This window comes from Prevotella sp. tc2-28 (assembly GCF_900107705.1).
GTDB lineage: Bacteria > Bacteroidota > Bacteroidia > Bacteroidales > Bacteroidaceae > Prevotella.
On record NZ_FNRE01000012.1, the window covers coordinates 101873 to 114183 of the forward strand.

Consider the following 12311-nt stretch of genomic DNA (forward strand, 5'->3'; position numbering starts at 1 on the left):
AAATTAATTTTGTAACTTTGCCGCAAAGATACAAAATTTGATGGAAACTGGCAAGAATTCGCAGACAAATATCGTAAGAGCCTACCAACGATATCTGAAACTTCAGCGTGGCTATTCAGCAAACACACTTGATGCCTATCAACGTGACTTGGAAAAATTGCTTACCTATTTGGATGTCGAGGGTAAGCATGTGTTGGATGTCAAGTTGGAGGATTTGCAACATTTTGCCTCGGGACTTCATGATATTGGCATTCATGCCCGTTCGCAGTGCCGCATCCTGAGTGGGGTGCGCTCTTTCTACCGTTTCCTGCAGTTGGACGGATACCGTGATGACGACCCGACGGAGTTGTTGGAGTCGCCAGTCTTGGGCGAACATCTGCCTGAGGTCCTGACCGCTGCAGAAGTCGATGCGTTGGAAGACTCCATCGACGTGTCTAAGTGGGAGGGCCATCGCAATCGTGCGATTGTTGAGGTGCTGTTCTCCTGTGGGTTGCGTGTCTCGGAACTGGTATCCCTCAGACTCACTAACCTCTATATAGAAGAAAGGTATGTGCGCGTGATGGGTAAAGGTTCGAAAGAACGACTGGTTCCCATCTCGTCGAAGGCTCTTAAAGAACTGGACCTGTGGTTCGTGGATCGCAAACAAATGAAAATCAAGCCTGGTGAGGAAGACTATGTATTCTTGAACCGTCGCGGTGCCCACCTAACACGTACCATGATACTCATCATGATCAAGCAACAGGCCTTGGAGGCTGGTATCCAGAAAACGATCTCGCCTCACACGCTGCGCCACTCTTTCGCTACTGCCTTGTTGGAGGGTGGGGCAGATCTCCGTGCCATTCAGGTCATGCTGGGCCACGAGAGTATCGGTACCACCGAAATCTATACCCATATCGACATGTCAACGCTGCGGCAGGAGATTCTGAACCATCACCCACGTAACAAGAAGTCTATTTCTTCGTTGCCCTGATAAAGTATGCTATCAGCAGGATGTAAGCACCGAGTGACAATAGCTCTGAGAGCGGGTTGGCCCACCATTGCGCATAGTCAAACTGAATACCACCAAAGCGGAGTAGTGCGCTGACAACACCCATCAGTGCTCCACCGGCAATGAATCCAGAGGCGATGAGATTGCCTTTCTCCCCACGAGTCTTGTTTTCCTCGGCATCTTTCGAACGCGTAGTAACGTACCAGTTGACGGCACCGCCAATCAGCAAGGGAACGTTCAGTTCCATGGGAATGAACATACCAAGTGCGAAAGCCAGGGCGGGGACCTTGCAGAAAGTCAGGATGACAGCTATCAAGGCTCCGAGAGCATATAGAGGCCATGGCGCACCGACACCATTCATCAGGGGGTCGATGACGGCAGCCATCGCATTGGCCTGCGGAGCAGCCAAAGCACCTGATGCGAAGCCGTAGGTCTCATTAAGCAACATCATGACACCGCCAACAGTTGCAGCACTGACAAGTGTACCAAGGAATTTCCATGTTTGTTGTTTCTTAGGCTGTGTACCGCACCAAAAACCAATTTTAAGGTCGGTGATGAAGGAACCGGCCATGGAGAGTGCAGTGCAGACGACACCTCCCATGATGAGGGCTGCCACCATGCCCCCCGTACCTTTCAGTCCAACAGCCACCATGACAACAGAGGCAAGGATAAGTGTCATCAGCGTCATGCCGCTCACGGGATTGGAACCGACAATGGCGATGGCATTGGCTGCTACTGTGGTAAAGAGGAATGCTATCACGGCAGTGAGGATAATGGCTACAAGGGCGAAGAGCAGGTTGCCATCCATGACACCCAGCCAGAAGAACAGGAAGGTGATAACTAAGGTCAGTATCGAAGCGATGGCGATGAAACGAAAGGGGAGGTCAGCATTTGTCCCTTGCTCATTTCCTCCAGTGCCTGCCTTAGAAGCCAGTCCGACAGCACTCTTAATGACGCCCCATGACTTGATGATGCCGATGATGCCAGCCATGGCAATGGCTCCAATGCCGATGCTCTTGCCGTAAGAGGTGAAGATGAGCTCCGGTGACATGTCGCCTACAGCGGTCTCGATGGCGGGGTTCCATTGGTTTAGGATGGTATCAGGAAACAATAGGGCCATGCCTGGTACTATCAACCACCATACGAACAATGAGCCAAGGGTGATGATGAGGGCATAGCGGAATCCGATGATATAACCTAAGCCAAGGACGGCAGCACCGGTGTTATTCTTAAATACCAACTTCGTTTTCTCTGCCAAATCATCACCAAAAGGTATCATTCGGCTTGTTACATTCTCGTTCCACCAACCGAAGGTGGCCACGATAAAGTCATAGAGTCCACCCACCAGACCGGCAATCAGTAATGGCTTGGCTTGTGAGCTGCCTTTGTCGCCACTCTTGAGCACTTGTGTGGTTGCGGTAGCCTCTGGGAAGGGGAACTGCTCCTGAGGTGCTTCCACAAAATACTTGCGGAAAGGAATGAGAAACAGGATACCCAAGACGCCGCCCAGGAGAGAGGCAATGAAGATTTTCAGAAAGTCGGCAGACATCTCTGGATACTTGGCTTGTAGGATATAAATGGCAGGGAGTGTGAAGATAGCTCCAGCCACCACGGCACCTGAACAGGCTCCGATACTCTGAATGATGACATTCTCACGCAGCGCATTGGAACGCTTGGCTGCAGTGGAAACACCTACGGCGATGATGGCAATAGGTATGGCAGCTTCAAATACCTGACCTACTTTCAGTCCAAGGTAGGCAGCAGCTGCAGAGAACAGGATGGCCATCACGATACCCCACGTTACTGACCAAATGTTTACTTCGTTTTTCATATTGTTGTTAATCTTTTTAATGCTTCTTGAAGAGTTGATTTCGGACAGGCCAGGTTGATGCGGAGATAGCCCTCGCCTGATGTGGAACCATACATGGAACCGGGATTCAGCCATACTTTACACTTCTGCATAATCTTGTCACAGTACGCTTCGACATTGTCACAACAAGAGGAAACGTCTATCCATACAAGGTAGGTGCCTTCAAGAGGCATCACTTTCCACTGAGGTAGGTTTTTCCCGATGAAATCGCATAATATGGTGTAGTTGTCCCACAAGTACTTGTTCAGTTCGTCTATCCAGTTCTCACTCTCGTTATAGGCGGCAATGAGTGCAACAGGTCCAAATGGATTCAGGTCGCAAACCTCATTGATATTGATGACACGGTCCAGACGACGACGCGTGGTAGCATCGGTACAAATGATATTGGCCGTCTGCAGACCTGCAATATTAAATGACTTGGATGGGGAGTTCAGGATGATAGTCGTCTCGTCGATGAGGCCCATCGGACAAAAATGATGACCAGGCATGACAAGCTCGCAATGAATCTCATCGCTGACGATGCGCACCTGATGGCGACGACAAATGTCTGACATCTGCCGTAGCTCCTCTCGCGTCCACACACGACCGGTAGGATTGTGAGGATTGCATAACAGGAATACAGTGCATTTCTCGTCTGCACACTTGGCTTCGAAGTCTTCCCAGTCAACTTCAAAACGCCTAGTGTCGTCGTGGAATCGTAACACGCTCTCTACCACCTCGCAGCCATTGTTCTTCACACTGCTGAAGAAGCAGTTGTAGTCGGGCGACAGGAAGAGAACCTTTTCACCTGGTAGTGTTAATGCCTTGATGGCTACCGACATAGCGGGTACTACCCCTATAGTATATAATATATGTTCGCGCGCGATAGTCCAATGATGACGGCGTTTAAACCATGAGATGACAGCTTCGTAGTAGTCTTCTTGAATAAAGGTGTATCCGAAGACAGGATGCTCTGCACGTTTGCGGATGGCCTCCTGTATGGCTGGCGCTACAGCAAAGTCCATGTCGGCAACCCATAGTGGGATGACACCCTCGCTGGCCTCGTCCCATTTGACGCAACCTGTCCCGCGTCGTTCTATGATATTGTCAAAACTATACGTATTCATCGCGTTTGTCTCTCATTTCTCACCTCAATGACACAGTTGTTCGGTTGACGAACATGCTCGTCAATGGTGACACTGCCTATGCTGTCTGCGATAATGCATCCAGAGGTTGGATTCTTGATGTGCTCAATATGTCCGGAGATATCGGCGTGTACGGTAGAGTACTCAAAGACACGGTCGCAGGCAGCATCAAATGTACAGTTCTCTAGCACCAGATCCTGAGCATAGCACAACAACTGCTCACCAGCCAGATGGCAATTGACGAGTCGTACATTCTTAGAATGCCATGCCAGGTATTCTCCGTCTAATATGGAGTCATAGATGGTGATGTTCTCGCACTCCCAAAAAGAATCCTTGGTAATGATCTTGGCATGATGTATCTCGACATTCTTGCAATACTGGAAAACATATTTGGCATCACTCTCTAGCCCGTCCACATAAATGTTTTGTGAGAACATGAAAGGATATGTGCCCTCATGAAGTATAACGTTATGGAGTTTGAGCCCGTCAATTTTCCAAAATGTCTCATCGGCATCATTGATGGTTACGTTCTCCAGCTCCACATTCCTCATCTCGCGGAAGAACTTGGGACCGTCAATAACGCAATCTTTCATCGTTAAATCGTTGGTATACCAAATGGCAGAACGAGAGCCGGCAGCAAAGTAGCAGTTGGTAATTAGTGCGCCATCAACGTGCCACCAAGGATATTTTCCGTAAAACTGGCAGTTGTCGGCTTCTATGTGTTGACATTGTTTGATGCCGCTCTCCCCGTCGACTATCGTGATATTCTCCAGTCGGAGGTCGTGGGTGGCGAATAAGGGACGCTCACCTCCAAACTCCTTCTCTTTAATCAGTTCCATGTGATTTTTGTTTTGTGGCTGCAAAGATACAAAAAAAAATGAAAAAGTATCAGTAATTCCCTAAAAAGTCGTATCTTTGCACATACATTATAATTAATTAAAATAAACGACAATGAACGAGAACGACAACAATCAGCAAGGACAGATGCAGATAGAACTCCCTCAGGATGTAGCACAGGGAGAATACGCTAATTTTGCGATTATTACCCATTCCAGCAGTGACTTTGTCATTGACTTTGCACGGGTATTGCCTGGTGTTCCCAAGGCACAGGTTAAAAGCCGTGTCATTCTTGCTCCAGAACATGCTAAACGACTGCTTGGAGCCTTGCAAGAAAACATAATGCGCTATGAGCGGGAATTTGGCCCAATTCGTATTCCAAATCAAGAACCACGTACCATTTCGCCCTTTCCAACGGGAAAAGGAGAGGCGTGAATTAGTTAATAATTATTAAAACGCTTATTTTGTGTTAAAAATCACAAAGTGGGCGTTTTTTTATTCTCTATATATTAGGTGGTTTAGAAAAAAGTGTGTACCTTTGCACCCCAAAAGCGCCAAAGAAGGCGTATTGTGTGATTTTGAAAATAAATACATCAATAAATATAATTAATTAAAAAACAAACAATTATGCCTACAATTTCACAATTGGTAAGAAAAGGCAGAAAGGTGCTCGTTGACAAGAGCAAGTCTCCCGCGCTGGACTCATGTCCTCAGCGTCGTGGTGTATGTGTTCGTGTCTACACAACGACTCCTAAGAAGCCTAATTCGGCTATGCGTAAGGTAGCCCGTGTTCGTCTGACTAATCAGAAGGAAGTTAACTCGTACATTCCCGGAGAGGGACACAACTTGCAGGAGCACTCAATCGTGCTTGTTCGCGGTGGTCGTGTAAAGGACCTTCCCGGTGTACGTTATCACATCGTTCGTGGTACACTTGATACCGCAGGTGTTGCCAGTCGCACACAGCGCCGTTCTAAGTATGGTGCTAAGCGTCCTAAGGCTAAGAAATAATAATCGGAGAAGATTATAAGCCTTTAAGGATTAGAAAAAGTTAAACCGTTTTGCTGGAGAATTGTTAAAGACAGGTTGAGTAAATGCTCGTGTGAGAGCGTTGAAGAACAAATGAAACAGCCCCAAGCAGACATTAATTCAAAAACAAAAAAATGAGAAAAGCAAAACCAAAGAAGAGAGTGATCCTTCCCGATCCAGTCTTCAACGACAAGAAAGTGTCGAAGTTTGTGAACCATCTGATGTATGATGGTAAGAAGTCCATCTCTTATGAGATTTTCTACAATGCTCTTGAGACCGTTAAGGCAAAGATGCAGAATGAAGAGAAGTCAGCTCTGGATATCTGGAAGCAGGCTCTCGATAACATCACTCCTCAGGTAGAGGTAAAGAGCCGCCGTATTGGTGGTGCTACTTTCCAGGTCCCTACAGAAATCCGTCCTGACCGTAAGGAGAGCATCTCTATGAAGAATATGATTGCGTTTGCTCGCAAGCGTAGCGGTAAGTCAATGGCTGATAAGCTGGCCTCTGAGATTATGGACGCCTTCAACAACCAGGGTGGTGCTTACAAGCGTAAGGAAGATATGCATCGTATGGCTGAGGCTAACCGTGCATTTGCTCACTTCAGATTCTAATAGATATTAATAAGGTAAAAAGGAAAAGAAATGGCAAACCGCGATTTACATTTGACCCGCAATATCGGTATTATGGCTCACATCGATGCCGGTAAGACTACCACTTCTGAGCGTATCCTGTTCTATACAGGTAAGACGCATAAGATTGGTGAGGTACACGATGGTGCAGCTACCATGGACTGGATGGCTCAGGAGCAGGAGCGTGGTATTACTATCACCTCTGCTGCAACAACCTGTAACTGGAAGTGGAATGGCAAGGATTTCAAGATCAACTTGATTGATACTCCGGGACACGTGGACTTCACCGCTGAGGTAGAACGTTCACTGCGTGTATTGGACGGAGCTGTCGCTACCTATTCTGCTGCTGATGGTGTACAGCCTCAGTCTGAAACGGTATGGCGCCAGGCTGACAAGTATAACGTTCCCCGTATCGGCTATGTGAACAAGATGGACCGTTCTGGTGCAGACTTCTTTGAGACTGTTCAGCAGATGAAGGACATCCTGGGAGCCAACCCCGTAGTTATCCAGGTGCCCATCGGTGCTGAGGAGAACTTCAAGGGTGTTGTTGACCTGATTAAGATGAAGGCTATCCTGTGGCACGATGAGACCATGGGTGCTGAATATGATGTAGAAGAAATCCCCGCTGACCTGCAGGACGAGTGCGACGAGTGGCGTAACAAGCTGCTTGAGGCTGCTGCTGAGTATGACGAGGCCTTGATGGAGAAGTACTTCGACGATCCTAACTCAATCACTGAGGACGAGATTATCGCAGCTATCCGCAAGGGTACTATCTCTATGGCTTGCACCCCGATGATTTGTGGTTCTTCTTATAAGAACAAGGGTGTTCAGCCGTTGCTCGACTATGTTTGTGCTTTCCTGCCTGCTCCTGTTGACGTTGAGGTGGTTACTGGTACTAACCCCAACACTGACGAGGAAGAGGGTCGTAAGCCCAGCGAGGACGAGCCCACAGCAGCCTTGGCATTTAAGATTGCTACAGACCCCTACATGGGCCGTTTGGTATTCTTCCGCGTTTACTCTGGTAGCGTAAAGGCTGGTTCTTACGTTTACAACCCCCGTTCGGGCAAGAAGGAACGTATCAGCCGTCTGTTCCAGATGAACTCCAACAAGGAGATTCCTATGGATTCTATCGATGCTGGTGATATTGGCGCAGGTGTAGGTTTCAAGGATATCCGTACTGGTGATACCCTCTGTGACGAGGAGAAGCCTATCGTACTGGAGTCTATGACCTTCCCTGACACTGTGATCTCTATCGCTGTTGAGCCTAAGTCACAGGCAGATGTTGCCAAGCTTGACAATGGTTTGGCTAAGTTGGCCGAGGAAGACCCGACATTCACCGTTCGTACCGACGAGCAGAGTGGTCAGACCATCATCTCAGGTATGGGTGAGCTTCACCTCGATATTATTATCGACCGTCTGAAGCGTGAGTTCAAGGTAGAGTGTAACCAGGGTAAGCCTCAGGTTAACTATAAGGAGGCCATCACCAAGACTGTTATGGGCTACCGTGAGGTTTACAAGAAGCAGTCGGGTGGTCGCGGTAAGTTCGCTGACATCATCGTAAACGTTGGTCCTGTTGATGACGATTGGAACATCAAGGAGAACGGTGGCTTGCAGTTCGTTAACGAGGTGAAGGGTGGTAACATTCCTAAGGAGTTCATCCCCTCTATCCAGAAAGGTTTCGAGGCAGCTATGAAAAATGGTATCCTCGGTGGCTATCCCGTTGATTCCTTGAAGGTTGTCGTTGTTGATGGTTCATTCCACCCCGTTGACTCTGACCAGCTCTCATTCGAGATTGCTGCCCAGATGGCTTACAAGTCAGTTTGCGCTCAGGCTAAGCCTGTACTGATGGAGCCCATCATGAAGCTCGAGGTTGTTACTCCCGAGGAGAACATGGGTGACGTTATTGGTGACTTGAACAAGCGTCGTGGTCAGGTAGAAGGTATGGAAGAGGCTCGCAGCGGTGCTCGTGTCGTAAAGGCTCAGGTTCCTCTGTCAGAGATGTTCGGTTATGTAACCGCTCTGCGTACCATCACTTCTGGTCGTGCAACCAGTTCTATGGAGTACGATCACCACGCTCCTCTGTCTTCAGCTTTGGCTAAGGCTGTACTGGAAGAGGTGAAAGGTCGTGCAGACCTCGTATAAGACAGGTTCTTACTATTCTATAGGATTCCCGGAAACTGCTGTTGTTTCCGGGAATTTTTCTTTTTCTGGTATATTTCTTTGATATTTGAATAGAATGCGTTATCTTTGCAGGCAATAGATGTGGCTTATGAGCAAGAAAGGAAAGATGACTATAGGTAGACTGCTGGCTTGCATCATGCGCTATGTGAGGCCCTATCGCTGGTTGGTCTTTGTAACACTTGTGCTTACATTGGTAAACTCATTGTTGGCACAGGTGAATGCTATAGTGCTTGACCGTTCGGTAGATGCCATCAATGTCCTAGATCAACAGCCAACCTTGTCATGGGGAAGTGCGATGAGTCTGCTACTTACTATCAGTAGCGTGCTCTTGGGAAAGGAAGTACTTGCCACTATCGTTAACTTCTTTCGCCGCTACTATGGTGAGCGTATGCGTATTTTGGTTAGCCGCGACCTGTCAGTAGGTGCCGTTGAGCATGTGTTGACGTTTCGTATGGCTTTCTTCACGACGGGCGGCAACGAGCCAGGCAGACTGCAGGCACGTATTGACAAGGGTGTGTTGAGCCTCAGCAGGTCGGTCAACATCTTCTTTATAGACATCTTGCCATTATTCACCAGTGCAATTATTGCCCTCGTCTTGATGTTCTTGGCGAATGTCTATGTGGGTTTTGTGGCTTTGTGTATTGTTCCCATATATTTCTATGTTACCTATATCCAAGCAGAGCGGATGAGAGCTGGCCGACGGGGAATATACGAAGGACAGCAGACTGTCAGTCAAAACATTCTGAACACGATAGAGAACATTACCGTTATCAAGTCGTTCAATCGTGAACAGATAGAGGGAGAGAGACAGGCGCATGTGCAAGATGTGGTAACGGACTTGCAGTTGAGCACGCGCAAACAGAGCTATTTCTTTACAGGACTGAAGGGATTCTTGGAGCAGATAGGTACTGTGTTGGTCATTATTCTAACGGCATATCTTGTGCTCGTCGACTATCCGGGAATGACCATTGGTAAGATTATGTATCATGTGATGCTTTTTTCGAATGTCAGTGCACCAATCCGTCAGTTGCACCGAATCTATGACGATTTGAACGACGCCCTTGTCTACTCAGAGGGAGTTCTGGATCTTTTGGAGAAGGAAGATGATGTAGAAACAAGTGGTGAATATCACCCAGCACAGGTAAAGGGGCACTTCGAATTGCAGCACGTCAGCTTCAGTTATCCTAATGGTGTGAAAGCCCTTCATGACGTCTCTATGTGTATTGAACCAGGTAAGATTACTGCTTTGGTGGGCGTGAGTGGTGCGGGAAAGAGTACTGTTGTGAATCTACTCGATAAGTTTTATCAGGGTGACACTGGTACGATTAGACTTGACGGGAAACCTCTTGAACAGTGGAATACACAATGGTTACGTGATCATATAGGACTAGTTATGCAGCGGAATCATATCTTTGATGGCTCCATCGAAGAAAATATCAAATACGGAAATCCAGAGGCAACACATGAGGATGTGGTAGTAGCAGCTCGCCAGGCATTCCTTTACGACCAGATTATGTCATTGCCCAAGGGCTTCGAAACGAATGCACTCCGTTTGAGTGGTGGCCAGCAGCAGCGTGTTGCTATTGCTCGTATGTTTATTAAGAACCCCTCAATCATCATTCTTGACGAACCAACGGCAAGTCTTGATGCGATTGCGGCAGAACAGATTAAATCGAGTCTTGATGCTATCAAACAAGGTCGAACGGTCATCATCATCTCCCATAATATCGGACAGATTGTGGATGCAGACTATCTCTATCTGCTGGAGCAGGGAAGGGTGATAGAGAGCGGAACCCCGACAGAGGTTTATCGACAAGGTGGGCGCTACAAGGACCTCTTTGATGCCAGTGCGCGTAGTATGAATGCGAATAGAATAGCTGATGTAATGGAGGAATGAAGAAGATGAAATATTATAGTTTGATAGTTTGGCTGCTGGCACTGGTGATGATGGTGTCATGCGAGGATGCCTCTGTTCCCGTTCAGGCTACTGCTTTCATTGACCAATATTTTCCTGAATCATCTGTTGTTCTTGTGGAAATAGAAAATGATGAAGGGACGAGAGAGTACAGTGTATGGCTTAATGACGGAACGAAGATAGAGTTTGACATGCAAGGTAATTGGAAGCGTGTCGGTCGTAAAAAGACAGGGGTTCCTTCAATACTGATACCTGACACGATCATGCAGTACGTTAAGACGCACTATCCAAATAACGTGGTGACCAAGTTCAGTAAAAAGGAATATGGCTATAAACTAGAACTGTCAGATGATATGGACCTTCGCTTTAATAAACAATTCCAGTTTATAGGGGAAATAGACTGATTACCGAAAAAAATGAGGAAAAGTTTGGTGGAATCGGAAAAAGTGCGTACCTTTGCAACCCAAAAGTTGAACTGCCGTTGAGCAAATGACTCTTTAGCGGTAGTCCTCACTTTATTTAAACATCAAACAATTAATTCAAAATTTATGAGTCAAAAAATTCGTATTAAGCTGAAGAGCTACGATCATACTCTCGTAGACAAGTCAGCAGAGAAAATTGTGAAGGCTGTAAAGGCCACAGGTGCAATCATCAGCGGTCCTATCCCCCTTCCTACTCACAAGCGTATCTTCACTGTAAACCGCTCAACCTTCGTTAACAAGAAGTCTCGTGAGCAGTTCCAACTTTCAGACTATAAGCGTCTGATTGACATTTACAGCTCAACGGCTAAGACTGTTGATGCCCTGATGAAACTTGAACTCCCCAGTGGTGTTGAGGTAGAAATCAAGGTATAGTTTTGTCTTTTGTCTAAAGGAAGTGAATAAAGTGGAGCAACCTCAATGGTTGCCCCACTTTCTCTTTGTGTCACCACCGTGCGCCTAAAGCAGCGCCAGTGGACCGTGTCCTAAACACGATGTCGTGCCAAATGCCGTCAGTGCAGCCGTCAGAATACTGACAATAAACTGCAAAATCGTCTTCCAAGTCTCTTTCTTCATAGATTAAATATTAATTCTTCAATTCTTCACTTACCCTTCGTCCACGCCGTCTACGATGCTACCGCTGTCACCACCACCCTGGTTCTCACCACCACCAGTGTTATCGTTAGGGTTAGGGTTAAGGTTAGGGTTATCGTTAGAATCATCCTCCACGTCGCCGCTGTCGTCGGAGGTCACGCGCTTCAGCACGTTGCCATCCTCGTCGAGGCAGGTGATTTGGATGGAGGTGTTCTTCAGCTCGTCCTTCAGGTCGACGTTGGGCGTGAAGATGATGCGGCGCACGCTGATGAGGCTGGTCTTCACGTCCTCGAGGTCGGCAACGGCCTTGGAGCGGACGCCGAAGCGCATGGTGCCGAGTCCGGGCAGAGGGATGGAGTGACCTTCGGTCGCCCACGTACGGATTACTTCACCTGCAGCATCCCAAGCCGCCTTGATCACACCTGCAGAGATTCCCGAGTGGGTAGCAGCCTCCGCGAACACCTTCTTCTCCTGGATGGGGATGTAGAGGTCGGGACGCATCACGAACTTCTTGCCAGGATTCTTACCGAGCTTTACTTCACGTCGCTGTGCAATTACTTTAATAGCCATAATTTTTAATAATAAGTTAGTTAGATATTTGTAAATAATTTTGTTAATACTCTCGTTGTCGCCTCGTTTCGCTTTCTGTAGGTACTGTTAAGGAAAAC

At 47.5% G+C, this 12311-nt stretch carries 13 protein-coding genes; 8 read left to right on the top strand and 5 right to left on the bottom strand.

Annotated features, from left to right (window positions below; translation table 11 throughout):
- The first annotated feature begins 40 nt into the window (after nucleotides 1-40).
- Nucleotides 41-970: a site-specific tyrosine recombinase gene (locus tag BLU47_RS11160; protein WP_091962568.1), complete on the top strand. Its 930-nt coding sequence runs from the start codon at nucleotides 41-43 to the stop codon at nucleotides 968-970.
- Here the strand turns inward: BLU47_RS11160 and BLU47_RS11165 are convergent.
- Genes BLU47_RS11165 through BLU47_RS11175 form a run of 3 tightly spaced genes read right to left on the bottom strand, consistent with a single transcriptional unit; the run spans nucleotide 951 to nucleotide 4821 of the window.
- Nucleotides 951-2819: an OPT family oligopeptide transporter gene (locus tag BLU47_RS11165; protein WP_255402169.1), complete on the bottom strand. Its 1869-nt coding sequence runs from the start codon at nucleotides 2817-2819 to the stop codon at nucleotides 951-953. The two genes, BLU47_RS11160 and BLU47_RS11165, sit on opposite strands and share 20 nt — an antisense overlap.
- Nucleotides 2816-3964, bottom strand: a complete 1149-nt coding sequence (locus BLU47_RS11170) for a MalY/PatB family protein (protein ID WP_143025552.1) — start codon at nucleotides 3962-3964, stop codon at nucleotides 2816-2818. Before BLU47_RS11170 ends, BLU47_RS11165 begins: the two co-directional genes overlap by 4 nt.
- On the bottom strand, nucleotides 3961-4821 hold the full coding sequence (locus BLU47_RS11175) for a DUF3737 family protein (RefSeq protein ID WP_091962573.1): 861 nt from the start codon (nucleotides 4819-4821) through the stop codon (nucleotides 3961-3963). The genes BLU47_RS11170 and BLU47_RS11175 overlap by 4 nt, the downstream gene beginning before the upstream one ends.
- Nucleotides 4822-4933: 112 nt before the next feature.
- Here BLU47_RS11175 and BLU47_RS11180 point away from each other — a divergent pair, with 112 nt between their 5' ends.
- The 7 genes from BLU47_RS11180 (at nucleotide 4934) to rpsJ (ending at nucleotide 11424) form a co-directional block, all read left to right on the top strand.
- A complete protein-coding gene (locus BLU47_RS11180; RefSeq protein ID WP_091962576.1) occupies nucleotides 4934-5254 on the top strand; it encodes a DUF3467 domain-containing protein in 321 nt (106 codons plus the stop codon).
- A gap of 192 nt (nucleotides 5255-5446) precedes the next feature.
- Nucleotides 5447-5827 (top strand): 30S ribosomal protein S12, encoded by a 381-nt coding sequence (rpsL, locus tag BLU47_RS11185; protein WP_072290382.1) that lies wholly within the window; start codon nucleotides 5447-5449, stop codon nucleotides 5825-5827.
- A gap of 152 nt (nucleotides 5828-5979) precedes the next feature.
- A complete protein-coding gene (gene rpsG / locus BLU47_RS11190; RefSeq protein ID WP_091962578.1) occupies nucleotides 5980-6456 on the top strand; it encodes a 30S ribosomal protein S7 in 477 nt (158 codons plus the stop codon).
- 30 nt (nucleotides 6457-6486) lie between these two features.
- Nucleotides 6487-8616 (top strand): elongation factor G, encoded by a 2130-nt coding sequence (gene fusA / locus BLU47_RS11195; protein ID WP_091962581.1) that lies wholly within the window; start codon nucleotides 6487-6489, stop codon nucleotides 8614-8616.
- A gap of 127 nt (nucleotides 8617-8743) precedes the next feature.
- Nucleotides 8744-10552 (top strand): ABC transporter ATP-binding protein, encoded by a 1809-nt coding sequence (locus tag BLU47_RS11200; protein WP_255402170.1) that lies wholly within the window; start codon nucleotides 8744-8746, stop codon nucleotides 10550-10552.
- A 20-nt stretch (nucleotides 10553-10572) separates the two neighbouring features.
- Nucleotides 10573-10974, top strand: coding sequence for a PepSY-like domain-containing protein (locus tag BLU47_RS11205; RefSeq protein ID WP_176780562.1), 402 nt, complete (start codon nucleotides 10573-10575; stop codon nucleotides 10972-10974).
- A gap of 144 nt (nucleotides 10975-11118) precedes the next feature.
- Nucleotides 11119-11424: a 30S ribosomal protein S10 gene (gene rpsJ, locus BLU47_RS11210; RefSeq protein WP_091962586.1), complete on the top strand. Its 306-nt coding sequence runs from the start codon at nucleotides 11119-11121 to the stop codon at nucleotides 11422-11424.
- A gap of 84 nt (nucleotides 11425-11508) precedes the next feature.
- Here rpsJ and BLU47_RS14830 read toward each other — a convergent pair whose 3' ends face one another.
- Nucleotides 11509-11625: a smalltalk protein gene (locus tag BLU47_RS14830; RefSeq protein ID WP_176780563.1), complete on the bottom strand. Its 117-nt coding sequence runs from the start codon at nucleotides 11623-11625 to the stop codon at nucleotides 11509-11511.
- 30 nt (nucleotides 11626-11655) lie between these two features.
- Nucleotides 11656-12213, bottom strand: coding sequence for an HU family DNA-binding protein (locus BLU47_RS11215; protein WP_091962590.1), 558 nt, complete (start codon nucleotides 12211-12213; stop codon nucleotides 11656-11658).
- Nucleotides 12214-12311 lie beyond the last annotated feature (98 nt).